Source organism: Bacillus sp. FSL L8-0099, from assembly GCF_038006385.1.
Lineage (GTDB): Bacteria > Bacillota > Bacilli > Bacillales > Bacillaceae_G > Bacillus_A > Bacillus_A toyonensis.
Genome location: NZ_JBBOVC010000001.1, coordinates 1,019,722 through 1,036,918, shown reverse-complemented (window position 1 = coordinate 1,036,918; position 17,197 = coordinate 1,019,722). Strand labels below are relative to the sequence as shown.

Below are 17,197 nucleotides of genomic sequence, written 5' to 3'. Positions count from 1 at the left end.
AGGAATCTCCTCTTTGTAATTAAATGACGATGCAAAAACAAAAAAAGAACGCTTAGTTACCTAAGCGTTCTCTCACTTTAAGAAGCTTTCTTCAAATCAATTTGAGCAAGTACTGGGTCGTGGTCGCTTACACGTCCATGCTCTTTCATAATGTTTGAGTTTAAGTGTACTGGGTCTACAATTGTGTGCGGTGCGATGTTGTTCGTTACTAAAATATGATCTAACACTTGTGCATTCCCTTCATGAATGTACGTGTAACGATTCTCTTTCGGCACAGTGTTTAGCATATCTTTTAAGATTGTTCCCTCTAATGCTTTTAGTGGTTTCGAGAACTCAAAATCGTTCATATCACCTAATACAACAACAGGTGCATTTGCATTCTTTTTCTGAATACCTTGTACGAAATGATTTACTTCTTGCGCTAATTGAATTCGTTTTTCTTCACTCTTTAATACGAGCGGCTGCACTTTTCCAAATGGCGTTGCATCTCCTAGTTTTGAGTTTAAGTGATTTGCAACGACAACAACGTTTTGTCCTTGGAATGTAAATTCTGCTGCTAACGGTTTTCGTGTACTATCAAATAATGCATTTTCGTCTCCAATACGAACTACATTTTTATCAAGTAACTTCGGTACTGTTGCTAATTTCACACGTGATGGGTTATAGAAGAAACCGACGCGAATGTTAGCTCCAGGCGCTCCCCCGTCTTGATTGTTGCTTGGCGCAATTTCTACATACTCATACTTCGGTCCGCGAATTTCTAGAACTGCATCAATGATACGTTTTGCGCTTAATGAAGCATCTGTTGTCCCATCATTAATTGATCCATTATTATCTTGCATTTCCTCTACACCGATAATATCTGGCATTTTTAAATTGTATTTAATAGAATACGCTAACTCTTTTACTTTTTCGTCCGTCGTTTCTTTTTTATTTGCTGAGAAGTTTTCAATGTTATATGTAGCAACTGTTAATTTATCAAGACGTGGCTGAATATTTGCCCCTACTCGCTTAAACCCACCGTCCACTACAGATGGTAATTCCATCACTGGCGAAATACGGAACGAACCGTAATCATATCCTACTACCCCTGTTATATCTCCTGTGAAAGTATCTCCTACTTTTGCTACATAATCACGAGGTACTTTTACAGAAAGACGCTCTGGGTTTAATTGATTTTCATCTAAAAGAGGTGTACCATATTTCGTTACTACTTTATCCCCGCTATTTTTTACTGTTACATATAAATTTCCGTTTTTCTGAGGTGCAATAATTTTTGGTGTTGGCATCGTAACGCGCATACCTTCTATACTTTCATAAAAGTCGATTGCATCTTCATTTGGATCAAATAAACCGAATGCATCATTATCGATAATTTGATCAGGAATTTTCACACCGTTTTCTCCGAGTACAATGGGTGCTGGTAAAGGTTGATCTTTTGCGATTACAGCAACGCGACTCGCCTTAATTTCCGTCGTTGTTAAGTCTGTTTCAAACCTTTCTGCATATCCAGGCCCAACATATTCTTCTACTTCTCCATCAACTTGAATAAGGTCTCCAACTGCTACATTTGCCTCTTTTTTGTATACGTACATACCTTCTGAAGTAGCTGGATCATTATCCGGTTTATTATCTTCTATATAAAAACCATTTTTATCAAGCGCTGTTACAACGCCTTCCACATTGTTTACTTTCTTCCCTTTGTAAGAAGAAATATGTGATTTCCCTTGAATATCATGAATACGAACTGGTTCATTGTTTACGATAATAAATGAAAATGTCGAAATCGCTGAAGAAGTAAGACCTTCTTTTTCTGCGATTGCTTTCACTACACTATTTTCATTCACTACAATTTGTCCGTTATAGCGAACGCTTTTATTTGTAGGATTAGAACCATCTAACGTATAGTAAATTGTTGCTCCTTCTGTATTCGTTGTTAATGTTACCGCTGTTCCTTTCGCAACTTCCCCGCCCCCAGGCGAAGCCACTACATCGCTAACACGGTTTTGTTCTTCCCCTTGAAACTTATGCGCTGTTACTGATTTTAAACCCGGACTACTAAAATATAATTCAAGCGTCCCTGTTAAGCTAACTTTCTTCCCAATATTTTCAGGATGATCTTTCACATTCACTGCCGATCTCACATCGCCTTTTGGCAACTGAACAGGCATGATTTTATCTGGATTTGTTTCGTTTGGTGAATCGGCAATTGCCACATTTGTGTCGTCAAACTTAGCCGGATCCTTCGTGTACTTAGAAGGACTTTGCGTATATCCGACAATATATCCTTCCACTATCCCCTTCGTTTTCCCTTGCTGCTTGAATACTTGAATTGCTTTTTCTACCGACATAGAAGTAGTTTCTTCTGCTTGTGCTAAAGTTCCAGTAAATGATAGTAATAGTAATAATGATAAAAAGACACTTAACAATTTCTTCACAGCTATTTTCCTCTCCCTATTTCATATTTTCTCAGCATATCTATCATAACAAATGATTCGTTATATAGAACTATATTTCGACAAGTTTTACAAAAAATTAATCTCAGCTATACGTTTAAAACAAAAATTACTTATGCTAAAAACAGATGGAATATGTAAGGTACAAACTTCTATTTTCCAATAAAAAACTACCACTTCATTAGGAAGTGGTAGTTTTTTATTCATTCAAAGCATCTCGTTCACATTCTACTATTTTTTCAATATGTGATAACACACGTTGCGCTACCAACTCACCTTGCCCAATACAATCTGGCAGACCAGAACCAGCGTAAGAACTTCCAGCTAAGTACACACCTGGCAATTCTTTCTCCATAAATGTTGTAAGCTTTTTCATTCGCTCGTTATGACCTACTGTATATTGAGGCATCGCTTCTTTCCAGCGGCTTACGATTGCAAACTCCGGGTCCTCTATAATATCCATCGTCTTTCGTAAGTCTTCTAGTACGAGCTGAACGAGTTCCTCTTCGGTTTGTTCTACAATCGCTTCATCACCAGGGCGTCCAACGTAACAGCGAAGAAGTACCTTACCTTCTGGCGTTGTATGCGGCCATTTTTTATGTGTCCACGTACATGCTGTAATGGAGAAGTCACTATTTCGTGATACGACAAATCCCGTTCCATCAATATCGCGCTGAATGGCTGATTTCGGAAAAGCAAGTGCTACATTCGCAACTGATGTGGACGGAATGTTGCGGAAGAAACGAAATTGTTTATACTGCGCAAACATAGAAGGCAATACTTTATGTGAGCTTGCCACTACGATGGCGTCCGCTTCTATTTCTTTTCCGTTACTAAGAGTAATCGTGTAACCATCCCCCAGCTTTGCAACTTTTTCAATGCGAGTTCCCTTTATTATCGTACCTTCATGCATCTTCACTTCGAGAGATTCTACTATAGATTCTAAACCTGTTTTCACCGTTTGGAAGATTCCCTTTTTCGGTTCAGCTTTCTCTTCTTTCGGAGCGAGCGTACGCATACCGAGTGAAATACTACGATGTTTCTGCTCAATTTGATACATTTGCGGGAAGGTCGACATTAAGCTCATTTCATCAATATCCCCTGCATAAATACCCGATAGTAATGGTTCTATTAAGTTTTCAACCACTTCGTTTCCGAGGCGATGTCTGAAAAACTGCCCGAGTGATTGGTCAGATACTGGTTTTGATCTAGGCATTAACAGATCAAAACCAGCTCTTAATTTACCAATTGGGGAGAACAACCCGGAAAATAGAAACGGCGTAATTTGCGTTGGAATTCCCATCATTGATCCACTCGGCATTTTATGTAACCGATTGTTTACGAGAATAAATGATTGACCGGCCTTATTATTTACAAGTTCATCGCCAAGACCTAATTCTCTCACCAATCTAGACGCACTTTCTTTTCGTGCTAAAAAAGAATCCGGTCCGCGTTCAATTGTAAATCCATCTTTTCGAACGGTTTGAATTTTCCCGCCAAGTTTACCCGACGCTTCTACAAGTAATGTATCTATCGGCAAGTCCTTCTCACGAATGTCTTTTTGTAAGTGATACATAGCTGTTAATCCTGTGATACCACCGCCGATGATCACAACTTTTTTCCTCAAGAAGGCTCCCCCTTTCTTCTTACAATACAGATTCTTTTTTCTTTAATACAACATCCGTTAAGCAATCAATGAATGCATCCGATGCGTTTGGCATTTCTGGACGATAATATTTCGCGCCAATTTCATCAGTCACCACTTTACACTCAAAGTCATTATCATATAAAACTTCTAAATGTTCCGCAACAAATCCAACTGGTGCATAAACAAATGAAGTATAACCGTACTTTTCATTTAATTCTCTCGTTAAATCTTGTACATCCGGACCGATCCAAGGATCTGGCGTGTTTCCTGCACTTTGCCATCCTACTGCATAGTTTCCTACTTCAGCGCCCCTTGCAATATAATCAGCTGTTTCATTTAATTGATCTGGATATGGATCGCCGAGTGCGATAATTTTCTCTGGTAAGCTGTGAGCAGATACGATTAATACTGCTTTTTCACGTTCTGCTTCTGACATACCGTTATATATACCTTTCACTGCATCGACCCAATACTGGATAAACTTCGGTTCTTTATACCAGCTATCAATGCCATGAATTGTTAAGTTTCCAAGTTTCTCAGCTTCTTCTTGCGCTCGTCCAACATATGATTTCACGCTAAATGTAGAATAGTGAGGCGCAAGAACAAGTGCGATTGCATCCTCTATTCCATCGTTATGCATAGCTTGTACCGCATCTTCAATAAACGGTTCAATATGTTTTAAACCAAGATACATGTGGTACTCTACTTCATCTTGTATTTCATTTAAACGCATTTCTAACTTTTTAGCTTGCTCTAATGTAATAGTAGCTAAAGGAGAAATACCACCAATTGCACGGTAACGCTCTGTTAAATCTTCTAGCATTTCAGGACTTGGCTTTCTTCCTCTGCGAATATGTGTATAGTAACGTTCAATATCTTCTTCTTTATATGGCGTTCCGTATGCCATTACAAGCAAACCAATTTTCTTTTTCATACAGCCAATCTCCTTTACTTCGCTAACTGTTCTTTAGAGTACTCATGAATAAATGTAGTTAAACGTTTTAATGTATCTGGATTTACTTCTGGGAATACACCGTGACCTAAGTTAAAGATATAACCCGGCTGCTTCATCCCTTGATCTAAAATACCTTTTACATGTTCTTCAATAACAGACCATGGTGCAAGTAGGAACGAAGGATCCATATTACCTTGTACCGCCTTATGAACGCCGCGTGCACGCGCTTCTTCAATCGGTAAACGCCAGTCTAAACCGACTACATCAAGAGGCAGATCATGCCATTCGTTCACTAAATGTGCAGCTCCTACGCCGTGCATAATCATCGGTACACCCATCGTACGAACTTCTGCAAAAATACGTTCCATTGCTGGTTTAATAAATACGCGATAATCTACTACATTTACTGTTCCAACCCATGAATCGAAAATTTGAACTGCTTTTGCTCCTGCGTTAATTTGCGCTTTTAAATATGTAATAACCATATCAGCAAGTTTATCCATTAAAGCGAACCAAGCTTTTGGCTCTGCATACATGAACGCTTTCGTATTATGGTAGTTACGAGATGGACCGCCTTCAATCATATAGCTCGCTAATGTAAATGGAGCTCCTGAAAAACCGATTAACGGTACATCTAACATTTCTGTCGTTAATAAACGAATTGTATCTAGTATGTACGGTACGTCATCTTCTGGATTGATTTCCCCTAGTTTTTCTACGTCTTGTAAAGAACGGATTGGATTATCAATTACTGGTCCAATACCAGATTTAATTTCTACATCCACACCAATTGCAGGTAGTGGTGACATAATATCTTTATAAAGAATTGCTGCGTCTACGTTATATTGATCAACTGGTAACTTTGTAACGTAAGCACATAACTCTGGATTGTGTGTAATTTCAAATAAAGAATATTTTTCTTTTATCTTTCTATATTCCGGCTGCGAACGACCTGCTTGACGCATATACCATGCTGGTACATACTCTGTACGTTCCCCCCTACATGCTTTTAAAAATGTCTCATTTATAGTTCTTACCAAGACCCTTGCTCCCTTCCCTACCAATGCTTTTGCTTTAAATACGTTCTATTCCGATATTTATCTTTTTTTACTATACAGCTTGTAAAAACAAAATGCATAACATTATGTACGTTGTTCATGAAATTGACACAAACATTCGTAAAACCGCTTACTATTTTCACAACATTCTTATTATAACACAGAGAAAAACTATGGTTTAGCTACTTTTGACTTTTCTCCCTCGCGATTCGTTTGTTTGTTATATGGTACAACGTAAAAGCTCGGTTTTGAAAAGATGTTAACGAACTTTTCTTCATATTCTCCGGTACCATTTACAGTGGCTACATGCGTATGGACTCCATTTTCAACTCTATAAATACGATACATAATCCTATCATCAGGAAGTGGTGTCCAGCTTAATTTCGCTTTAAATAAACCAAAAGGGCTAAACGCTAATTTCATTTTCACATCTTCAATTTTGCGCAGACGAATCGGAGCACCGATTGTTTCCACACCTTCTGGTTTCATAAACTGCTCTTTCGGTTCTACATTTGCCTTCGTTAAAATTTTCTTAAATAATTTCGTTGCTGATGCACTTTCTCCTTGCAGCTGATGCTCTTGATCCGTACGGTCATAACCAATCCAAACAGCGCCTACTAAATTTGGTGTATAGCCAACGAACCACATATCTCTCGCTCCATTATCGTCATTTGGTAGTGAAGTTGTACCTGTTTTCCCAGCTAACGCCCCATTATATACACCGGCTTTCGCCGTCCCTTCTTTCACAACTCCTTCTAACATTTTCGTCATATACCAAGCCGTTTGTTTCGAGAAAATTTTCGTTTCTACTTTTGGCGATTCTCCAATGACTGCTCCGTGTCTATTTAACACTTTGTCAATAACGTGCGGCTCAATAATATTGCCGTTTGCTAAAAATGCACGATACATTTTTACAAGATCAAATGGTGAAACACCGTTTTTCAGCCCACCAAGCGCTGTACTTAACCCAGCATCTGCAATATGAACATTTCCTTTCTCTAAAAATTGCTTTCCTTCTTCGATCCCTAACTCATTTAATAAAGAAACTGCCGGTACATTTGCTGAATCTAAAATCGCGTCATACATCGTCATTTCTTTCGTATATCGACGATTGTAATTTCGAGGTTCATAACCTTCAAAAGAAGCTTTTTCATTTGTTAATAACGAATACGGATTATACTTTTTCGTTTCTAATGCTGGTGCATAGACGATAAGTGGTTTTAAAACAGAGCCCGGTTGCCTTTTTGCAAAAATACGATTAAATCCTCTCGGGACATACTTTCTTCCGCTAATCGCAGCTTTAATCCCGCCCGTACGATTATCCATTAATAAAAATGCACCTTGCGCCCCCTCTTCTTTACCAGGGAAATTCCTTGCATCTTGGAACTGGTTATACGCTACCTTTTGAACCTTTTCGTCCATCGGTACGACAAACGTATATCCTCCGCGAAGTACTTCTTGATGAGACAATCCGTATAAACGAGCCGCTTCATCTATGACCATATCAATATACGGCATATATGCGAGTTCATTCTCATCTAAGTTTTTATATAGAGCAATTGTCTTTCCTTGATAGCGAACGCTTTCTTCGGCAGTCAAATAACCTTGTCTATGCATAAGTGACAATACGAGATCACGGCGCTCCTTACTCTTCTCTGGAGAGAAATACGGTGAATATCCGTTTGGTGATTTCGGAAGACCTGCAAGCATTGCCCCTTCTTCTACTGTTAAATCCTCGACATTTTTATTAAAATACAACTTTGCTGCCGCTTGAATACCGTAAGCCCCGTGGCCAAAATAAATATGATTCATATACATTTCAAGAATTTGCTGTTTCGTATATTTTTGCTCTAATTGAAGAGAAATTGCGACTTCTTTCAATTTGCGTGTAAATGTTTTTTCACGAGTTAAAAAGACATTTTTAGCGAGTTGCTGCGTAATCGTACTACCGCCCTCTACCTTTTCTCCAGCTAACGTATCTTTATAGAGAGCCCGAAATATAGATGGATAATCAATTCCTTGATGCTCATAAAAGCGAGAATCTTCCACCGCAACAAACGCCTGCTGCACATACTTTGGGATCTGCTCAATCGGTACAAGCTCTCTATTTTCTACGTATAATTTCGTAATTTCTTTCCCTTTCTGGTCAACGATACGTGATGAAGAGTGGAAAACGAGCTGCTTTTCATCCATCATATAGCTACCAGCTAACACAATAAGTTTATAAAGTACAATTGCTACTAAAAACGTTGCAACGCCGCCTAATAAAGTCCACTTTACTTTCTTCATACATCGGCCTTCTTTCCAAATGATGGTACATTTATTATTTGAAAAAGAAGTATCTTTATGTATATAATCTTCGAAGTTTTTTACGAGAGTTGATATAATAGAAACAAACTATTAAGGGGGCATTAAAATGAAGGCTATTATTTCATACGAAACACCTCTAGAACAAGCAAATTTCACTGCAAAAAATAATGAAAAAGATATGTTTTATAAAGAAAATACAGAAGAATCTGTAGAATCCGCACTTCAGTATGACGTGTTAGACGCTGTTGGCGAATTTAAAGGACAACCTGGCTATATTGTTTGTAACAACATTTCTGTAACAGACGAAGGTCGACCAGTATTTGAAAATCGTTTTAAAAACCGCGCTGGCCTAATCGAAAATGAGCCTGGCTTCCAAGCAATCCGTGTTCTTCGCCCATTAAGTAACGATACATATGTCATCTTAACAATGTGGGAAACAGAGCAAAACTTTAAAGATTGGACAGAATCACGTTCATTCGAAAACGCTCATAAAAAACGTCCTGCACAAGCAGAGGGACAAGCCCAGGCTCAGGCGCATCCACATGCAGAACAGCAAAAGAGTATTTTCTCTCGTCCTTCTTTTGTGACTACTTTTGATGTGTTAGTTTAATTAAAAAGTAATACAACACTAGTAGTGCGTGAAATTATATTAACGATTTTTCGAATATATCTATCACATCTTGAAATATATCAACGATTCGACTAAAGATATCCATTTAATGACAAAAAGGAAACACCACTACACACCGGTGTTTCCTTTTTCTTTGTACCAATTATATATACGAAGTGTGTCCTCTTTTCGCATGTGCTTCACTTTATAACGATGCCCTGCTACCGATACGGCAGCTGTACATAACTCGTCTTTCTTTTGAAAATATGATTCATTGTACCCCACCGCTTGAATATGCCTTCTACGCATGATTCCTGTATATTTCGCAAGACCTCTGTACACCATCGTTAATTGATTTTCTCTCATCATATAACCGCCGTTAGTATAACGAGCGTATGCGAGTATTGTAAATCCGATACATAGCGGGATAAGAGTGAATAACGCGATATATTGTTTGAAATATATACTCGCACTAACGATCGGCACAGCGAGCACAGCAGTTGTAATCCAGCCCATGATGATGTAACGGCGCAATGCCGCTTTCGGTAAATGAACGATTTCCTCTTCCATTTCATACGGCAACTGTAAATATGCGAGTAACTGCTGCACATCTTTTTTCTTCATAAAAGGATGTAGCATCACTTCATTCCCAGCGGATTCTATACTTTGAATGACTTCTACTTCCACAGAACAATAACCGAAAGGCTGACGGAGAATGCCTTCTTTCACAGTAATTGCTTGAATACGGTGCAATTTTAACACAAACTCTTTCTTATCAAATAACCCTTGTACGATGCGAATTTCATTTCCGTTTCGCTCAATTTTAAAGTTTGCATATTTTAACGCATAGCCTGCTGTTGAAATAACCCAAGAAATTGCCATTAAAATTGCCGCCATAACGATTAATTCATATACACCGTTATCCATCACATACGCTTCCACTTTATTGATGAGCCATTCTGGTAGAAATTGATTAAACTCTGTGTAAAGGATTACTAACATAGAAAACACTAATCCAAATCTACCAGATGTAATAGATGCGAATAAAATTTCTTTCGCTTTTAACTGATAAACTGTCTTACTACCTTCTTCCGCAGGCACCTCTTCAGCCACAACGCTTCTTTCTTTATGCAATAAAGCAATTAGTTCCTTCGCTTCATCTTCTTTAATACCAGCTAACATCACTTCTGGCTCACTACCGCCGCCTGCAACTTCTATATTTAATTTTGTAAGTCCAAGTATTTGATAAATGATGTTAGAAGATGTACTAACATTTTGCACACGTTCTTTATTTAAGTAGCTTTCTTTCTTTACAAATACACCATGCTTTATATGTAAAATATTATTCTCAATCCAGTACACTTTGAAATACCATTTCACAGCGGAGAAAATAGCCATCACGAATAAAAGAAACAACAAAACAAAATAAAATAAATACCAAGGCTCATTTTCATCAGAGCGAAATATTACAAGAAGGATAAAAGGAAATAAACCCGAAATTCGAATGCCCAATAATATCGTGATCGGATGCTGCCTCTTATACATCCTTATCACTCACTTTCGCAAGTTCTCCAATTTGTCTTTTCAGCTGTTCTGCTTCTTCTTTCGTTAAACCTGGAATACTATGAGAAGTTGCTGCTGTTGAAATGTGTAATTCTGCTAAATTATACTTTCTCATAATCGGCCCTTGCTCAATCGTTACGTGCTGCACACGGATCATCGGAATAAGTACACGTTTTACAACGAACATTCCCTTTTGAATCTCAATCTCTTCTTCATTTAATCTGTAACTATAATAGCGTTGACGTAAATTTGGAAATACAAAATAATCAAGCGGGATAAATGTAATAGCGCCTGTTACTAACAATCCGAACAGCCAACCCCACCAGTTAAAGTTAATCATAAAAAAGAAATACGCAAATACGACTGCTAGTATAACTGCCGCCCCAATTAAAGCGTGAATTCGCCACACTTTCAGCATATTAGAATGAATCTCCCTTTCTAACGGCTGCATCTCATCACTCCAATTATATGAATGTATTACTTATATATTAGTTGGTATATACATTTTTGTAAAATTATAGTTTTTTACATCGTATCAAGCATTTCTTTAAAATTCCCTTCATTAATCGAATACACTTGAAACTGGATGTAATCTATCTCATTCGTATCTGGTTTAGCAAATGGCAAAATGTTAAATCTCGCCGCCGATCTTCCTAGCATATCTACAATCATAAGAGAAACGTCAATATATTCGAAATCTACACGGAATACTACTGCTTCTTTTGTAAACTCATAATCTTTAATCGCATCATACGACTTATTCGCACTTATGAGCGTCACTTTTAATAATTGATTTAATTTTTCTGGTTTAAAATTAATCATATATACAGCTCCTTTTTTTAACAAAAAACTACGAAAATAGTGTAATCTTTTCCTTTCACGGCTTCACACATCAATTATATAAAAAATAAAGCTAGTTTTTTATAAATTTTTTGATATAATTACATACGGGAAAAGGGAAGAATTTTGTCTTCCCTTGTGTTTTTTATTTGCATCTAGTACTTTTGCTAGATGCCTTTTTTTATACTAAAAAAGCATCCTCAAAGTATGTGAGGATACCTTTTCAACAATTGTACTTACATAATCCAGCTTCATTTTCTAGTTTATATTATTTCTGAGTATACTCTAAAGTTCGTTTTCATTCATTCATTCTCTATAAGCAATTGCATTTGGCAACTGTAAGAATCCGTACTAAAAAACTCATCTAATAATTCCACTTCAATGCAATTTTTAATTGTTACATTATTTTTCTCTATATAATCTTTTAATTTCTCCATACTTTCTTCTTTATTATTCTTTTTATAGGCCAGCGTTAAATAGTTACCTTCTGGTAAGATATCTATATTTTGCTCTTTCTGTGTGTAATCATATTTACATAACACAGAAAAAGCATACTTTGGTTCAAATCTATATTTTGAATGAACCGTATATGCTATACCAATCTCCATCGTTGTTTCTAAATTTCTCTCCTGAATAATTTTATCTACCTCTGAATAATAAAGGAATTCTTTAAAATTACCCACTTCTTTGCATGGAGCAGTGACGATATAACGTTTCTCAAAATACTGTATTGTTATTTGATTATGTACTAGTACCTTTTTAGCGACTTGTACACTATTATCTAGTTTATCAATCGTATGAATGACTGCTTGCATCTCTTTTATCTTTTGCTCAGTTTCTTCTCTTTTTAATGCTAAAAATTTTAATAATTCATCCATATTCTTTTCCGTGAAAATTTTTTGCAGTTCTTTCGTACTCGTTCCTAAAGCTCTACAAACTTTAATTATATCAATATAAACAAATTGATCTACCGAATAGTATCTATAACCCGTTTTTGCATCAATATATACTGGGATAAGAATGCCTGTTTGATGATAATATCTTAAAGCTTTTATTGTAATGCCTTTCATATTAGCAACTTCACCAATAGAAAATAAATTTTCCAATTTATATTGCCCCCTTATTCTTGACTCTCCTCTAAAGGGAGACGTTATTATTTTATCGTTAAAGTTAGTGGAAGGATAATAAAAGATGGGTCGTGTAAAATATGGAAACCTTAAAAGAAAAGATTATAAATAAGTGAGTTTAAAAATCAACTTGGCAGTCTTAGAAAAGTTACTAGGTGCCATTACAATCATCGAATTTATTTAAAAAAGAGATTAAAATAGATGATACACTTTTTCTAGCTAACTAATTCAATGAAAGAAGGATATAATATGAAAATTGATAGACCAAAAATTTCGCCAAAGTTATCTTTAAAGAATTTTCACGATATTTTTTATGAAGAAGATTCAACATTAGAAATGTGTGAAATCATCGATTCCACTTTTGAAAATGAATCTTTAGATAGAGTGCGTTTATATAATGCAGTGATAAAAAATTGTAAGTTTACCAATACAGACTTTAGCAGTATTGATATTACAGATGTTTGTTTTGAGAACTGCGATTTATCAAATGTTAATTTAAGCAACTCTTCTGTTCACAGAGTCGAATTTAAAAACAGTAAATTAATTGGCGTTAATTTTACAGAATCTAGCTTAGGAAATGTTACATTTGAAAATTCAATTTTGAATTTAGCTTCACTTGGAAATTCTAAACTAGAAAAGATCATATTTAATGCAACTTCATTAAATAATGCAGATTTTTTTGACTGTAAACTAAAAAAAGTTGAATTCAATTCATGTAGCCTTGACGAAGCAAATTTTGATCAAACATCACTGAAGGGAATAGATATTAGTTCTTCTAATTTTGATACACTTACCGTTTCAGTGAACAATCTAAGAGGATGTAAAGTATCATCATATCAAGCTATTCAGTTTGCAACATTATTGGGATTAATAATTAAAGATTAGTCATAAAGAACGATTTAAAATGGAAAAAGGTATCCTCGTACTTGAAGGATACCTTTTTATTATCTCTATTTTTGACAGATTACTGTTTTGTATCATATTCTTTTCATCAATCTAGTGCACTTCAACAATTGTACCATCTTCGAATACTTTGAATACACCAGTAAATCCTGATCCAGCTGCACCTTCTATTTTATATGTCGTACGCACTCTTATTTGATAATATTTCTTTCCATTTTCTACTTGCGTATTCTCTAGCGTGTAATCATATTCTTCTTTATATTCATTTTTAATATATTCTTTAGCTTTCTCAAAAGTAAATGCATCTTGATTCTTTCCTGTCTCTACCTTTTGATTCTTCTCTGTCTCTGTTTTTTGGTTCTTTTCTGTTGCTACCTTTTGATTCTTTTCTGCCTCTACTTTTTGGTTCTTTTCTGTTGCTACCTTTTGATTCTTTTCTGCCTCTACTTTTTGACTCGTTCCTGCATCTGTTTTTTGTGCCTTCGCTGCTGCTGTTTCACTCTTTGCAGTTTTTTCCTCTTCACCAATTTTAGTAACTAATCCTACAGCTTTTTTATTATATTCTTCAAAGTTCTTGTTACCTTTCGTTTCGGAAACTAGCTTATCTAATATCTCTTTCGCTTCTGCATAATTTTTCTTACTTATGAACTCTTCACTTTTCGTCAGTTGCTCGCTATATTTCTTTTTTTGTTCTAAGATGGCTAGTAATGCTGTTCGTTCTTCCTTCGCTTGTTTTATCAGCGTATTACTTCCATTCTTCACGCTCTCTACTTTTTCAAATGACTTGATTGACTCTTCTACCTTTGTTTCCTCTTTTAACTTCACTGCTTCAATCATTGCTTTCGTTTGTTCTACAAGTACTTTTACATCTGAATCATCTTTTTTCTCATCTAGCGCTCGTTCAAATGACGATAAGGCTGTTTTATATTCTTTATTCGTTAGTGCAGTCTTTCCCTCATCCATTGCTTTTTCAAAGTTCCCATTACTACATCCAGCCAACATTAAAAATGTAAGTCCAATTACCGTTAATAACTTTCTCATTTTCTCTCCCCCTATATACTCCTAAAACAATAACATCATATGTATAAAAGTCTGTGTAGTACTTAGACTAACAGTAAAATATGTACTACATTGTGTGCGGGAAAGGAAGTACATTTCATTTACTATCATTACTTAAAACTCCTAAATAGTTGGTAGTCTTCTTCTTTTAAGACCGAAAGGAATTTTAATAATGCGGATAAAGCTCCCACTCAAAATCTTTACTACACACTCTCATACACATAGAAAAATCATTTTTAGTTTATAGTTTGTTATTTCTTCAACTTTAAATATTCTCAGTTGATTGGAAATACGAACTACAACTCGTAATCTATCGAAAACATAAGAAAACAAAACGTAACAAAAGTTACGTTTTGTAACTTATCTGTAACGCAAATGTAACATAACGTTTTTAAACATACAATAGTTTTTTTTACATTATTTTCCCTACCTACCGTTGGACTATCCCCCTTCAAACATGTAAGGAAAGAAACTTCTTTCCTTACGCGTTAAAATTAATTACATAGATAGCCCTTTTTTCAACAAAACACTATGAAAACGTGAGGACATTTATCTTCCCTTGTATTTTTATTTGCATCTAGTACTTTTGCTAGATGCTTTTTTTATGCCAAATAAAATAAAAAAGGTATCCTCAAATACTTGAAGGATACCTTTTCACTTTTATTATCTCTGCTGTTTTCTACCTAATACGAGTAATCCAAAACTCATCATTACAAGAAATGCTCCCATATATGGTTCCACAGGCATTTTCTGTCCTGTCTTCGGGAATTCTTTTTCAGGTTTTTCTGGATTTGGTGTTCCAGGCTTCTCTGGATCTGTTGTTTCCGGTTTTTCTGGACCTGGTGGTTCTTCTTCTATTGTTCTACCCCGCTATTTGCCGGCCAGTAAAACTCCCACCTCAAAATTCAGCTAGAACAAAGGGGTTAGGCGGGAGGTCAACTGTCCATAAATGCCCGATTGGTGAGGGCTAATAATCAGTGGGGAATGAACAAAATCCCCACTGATTAAAGTTTCACCTTATACCCACAACACGGACAAGTGTATTTCATGTTCCCACTCCATTACTAACTTGTTTTTTCTCCCATATATCCCGACCCACAAAGAATGTAACAGCACAAATCATAGTTATCCCCATGAAAAAATATTGGAATCTTCATATGTATTTGGAATCCCTACCGTTATGAAAACAATACTAAAAGCTAAGAGTAAATATAATAATACAGATATAATATAGCTCAATTTAAATCGTAAAATGATACCTCTAAACAATATCTCACCAAGAAGACATCCACCTAAAATAATAGGTACTCCGAAATACAATGTAAGGACTCCCATTTGCGAAATAGATTGAATTATCTTTCCAAGTATGTTCGGCGAAATCATCTCATTATTTTTTCCCATCCTATCATATAAATCAAGTGCCGTTGCTGAAATAAAGAAACTTAATATAGAAAATGAATACGGAATTAAAAATTTGCTCACTCTCATTCACCTCACTTTTTTCCTTTCATATATATTATTCACTATTTTCTATCATTTTCACATAAAAAAATAACCCTCTATGATAAATCATAGAGGGAAGAATTTCTATATAAAAACCTACACCTTATCCTGAAGTGAATCCCAAAACAGAACACATATCAAAACATCTAAACCATCTGCTCCCTATATTCAGTTTAGATGTTTTATCCCGCTATTTGCGGGCAGTAAGACCCCCACCTCAAAATTTAGCGAAAGCAAAGAAGTTAGGTGAGGAATCAACTGCCCGTAAACGCCCGATTAGTTCAACTAATAATCAGTGGGGATGAAGAACCCCCCACTGATTAAAGTTTCACTTTATTAGAAAGTAGTACCTTCTTTTTTGTAATATTCTTTTGAAATCTCTTCATAAAACGCTGCCGATGTCGAATAGAAGTAAGGTGCTAACCATAAGAAACCGATTCCGATAGTAAGAATACTTAAAATGAACCAGCCAAGGAAACCTAAGCATAGTAAAAAGTAATCCATTTTATGTCCGTTCATCATACGGCGACTTTCAGTAATTGCTTGATTCGCTGTATATTCTGGATGATCATTCAAAATAAAATACGTCATAGAATAAGAAAATGATTTAATAATACCCGGAATAATAAGAAGTAATGTCCATAGAATTACGTATACATACATTAGTAAATATGTTAAAAATGCTTTCATAAACTTACTTCCATCGCTAAACCATCTAAATACATGACCAATACTAGCATTAGTTCCACGAATTACATTTAAAACTAGGTAATAAGCACCCGTTGTTAACGGACCGATAATAAGCATTGCAATAATAGTTACTGTAAGCGAATCACTTGCTTCTTCCCAACCCCAAAACATTGAGAAAATACCTGTGGTTAGAAATTCCACAGCTCCAATAAGAATTCCAATTAATAAGGTTGCTCCTACTGCTAATCCCCATTTTCCTTTTAATGCATCAAGTGCTTCTCTTTTCAACTGACTTATCATACATAGCCTCCTAATATTATTTCTACATTAGCATACCATTTATATCAAATATTTCACGAATTTCCCTGAAATAGAAGTATACTTCCTTTTCCCTGATACATATTCATTTATGTGCGCTGTAGTACTCATATATGGATTGGACTAAAGAAAACTTAGTTCAATTGTAAACTACTCA

At 35.8% G+C, this 17,197-nt stretch carries 13 protein-coding genes and 2 pseudogenes; 2 read left to right on the top strand and 13 right to left on the bottom strand.

Annotation, left to right across the window (positions count from 1 at the left end):
- Positions 1–77 precede the first annotated feature (77 nt).
- From MHH42_RS05355 to MHH42_RS05335, 5 genes are all read right to left on the bottom strand, one after another.
- On the bottom strand, positions 78–2,444 hold the full coding sequence (locus MHH42_RS05355) for a DUF6359 domain-containing protein (protein ID WP_097895905.1): 2,367 nt from the start codon (positions 2,442–2,444) through the stop codon (positions 78–80).
- Positions 2,445–2,655: 211 nt separating this feature from the next.
- A complete protein-coding gene (gene hemY / locus MHH42_RS05350; RefSeq protein ID WP_070172838.1) occupies positions 2,656–4,083 on the bottom strand; it encodes a protoporphyrinogen oxidase in 1,428 nt (475 codons plus the stop codon).
- A 19-nt stretch (positions 4,084–4,102) separates the two neighbouring features.
- Positions 4,103–5,038 carry a ferrochelatase gene (gene hemH, locus MHH42_RS05345; protein WP_070172837.1) on the bottom strand — a complete coding sequence of 312 codons (936 nt, stop codon included), beginning with the start codon at positions 5,036–5,038 and terminating at the stop codon, positions 4,103–4,105.
- A 14-nt stretch (positions 5,039–5,052) separates the two neighbouring features.
- Entirely contained in the window at positions 5,053–6,099 is a 1,047-nt protein-coding gene (gene hemE / locus MHH42_RS05340) for a uroporphyrinogen decarboxylase (protein WP_070172836.1), read from the bottom strand.
- A gap of 189 nt (positions 6,100–6,288) precedes the next feature.
- On the bottom strand, positions 6,289–8,406 hold the full coding sequence (locus MHH42_RS05335; protein WP_340892966.1) for a transglycosylase domain-containing protein: 2,118 nt from the start codon (positions 8,404–8,406) through the stop codon (positions 6,289–6,291).
- 127 nt (positions 8,407–8,533) lie between these two features.
- On the opposite strand from MHH42_RS05335, the gene hmoB reads away from it, so the two are divergent.
- Positions 8,534–9,037, top strand: a complete 504-nt coding sequence (gene hmoB, locus MHH42_RS05330; RefSeq protein ID WP_000644089.1) for a heme-degrading monooxygenase HmoB — start codon at positions 8,534–8,536, stop codon at positions 9,035–9,037.
- A gap of 129 nt (positions 9,038–9,166) precedes the next feature.
- On the opposite strand, the gene MHH42_RS05325 is transcribed toward hmoB, so the two are convergent.
- The 4 genes from MHH42_RS05325 to MHH42_RS05310 form a co-directional block, all read right to left on the bottom strand.
- Complete coding sequence (locus MHH42_RS05325; protein ID WP_070189561.1) at positions 9,167–10,582, bottom strand: PH domain-containing protein; 1,416 nt, start codon at positions 10,580–10,582, stop codon at positions 9,167–9,169.
- Positions 10,575–11,051, bottom strand: coding sequence for a PH domain-containing protein (locus MHH42_RS05320; RefSeq protein ID WP_070172834.1), 477 nt, complete (start codon positions 11,049–11,051; stop codon positions 10,575–10,577). The genes MHH42_RS05325 and MHH42_RS05320 overlap by 8 nt, the downstream gene beginning before the upstream one ends.
- A 74-nt stretch (positions 11,052–11,125) precedes the next feature.
- On the bottom strand, positions 11,126–11,422 hold the full coding sequence (locus MHH42_RS05315) for a protoporphyrinogen oxidase (RefSeq protein WP_070172833.1): 297 nt from the start codon (positions 11,420–11,422) through the stop codon (positions 11,126–11,128).
- A 320-nt stretch (positions 11,423–11,742) separates the two neighbouring features.
- Positions 11,743–12,546, bottom strand: coding sequence for a MerR family transcriptional regulator (locus tag MHH42_RS05310; protein WP_000429187.1), 804 nt, complete (start codon positions 12,544–12,546; stop codon positions 11,743–11,745).
- Between the two features lie 270 nt (positions 12,547–12,816).
- Between MHH42_RS05310 and MHH42_RS05305 the strand changes: the two genes are divergently transcribed.
- Positions 12,817–13,452, top strand: a complete 636-nt coding sequence (locus MHH42_RS05305) for a pentapeptide repeat-containing protein (RefSeq protein WP_070189560.1) — start codon at positions 12,817–12,819, stop codon at positions 13,450–13,452.
- A 111-nt stretch (positions 13,453–13,563) separates the two neighbouring features.
- Here the strand turns inward: MHH42_RS05305 and MHH42_RS05300 are convergent, their stop codons facing one another.
- The 4 genes and pseudogenes from MHH42_RS05300 to MHH42_RS05285 form a co-directional block, all read right to left on the bottom strand.
- Positions 13,564–14,511 carry a hypothetical protein gene (locus MHH42_RS05300; RefSeq protein WP_070172831.1) on the bottom strand — a complete coding sequence of 316 codons (948 nt, stop codon included), beginning with the start codon at positions 14,509–14,511 and terminating at the stop codon, positions 13,564–13,566.
- Between the two features lie 681 nt (positions 14,512–15,192).
- Positions 15,193–15,372, bottom strand: a pseudogene (locus tag MHH42_RS05295) (LPXTG cell wall anchor domain-containing protein); the annotation flags it as partial.
- Positions 15,373–15,574: 202 nt separating this feature from the next.
- A pseudogene (locus MHH42_RS05290) lies at positions 15,575–16,011 on the bottom strand (hypothetical protein).
- A gap of 357 nt (positions 16,012–16,368) precedes the next feature.
- The gene (locus tag MHH42_RS05285; protein WP_097837744.1) at positions 16,369–17,022 is read right to left on the bottom strand and encodes a DUF975 family protein; all 654 of its coding nucleotides are present in this window, start codon (positions 17,020–17,022) and stop codon (positions 16,369–16,371) included.
- Positions 17,023–17,197: the final 175 nt, after the last annotated feature.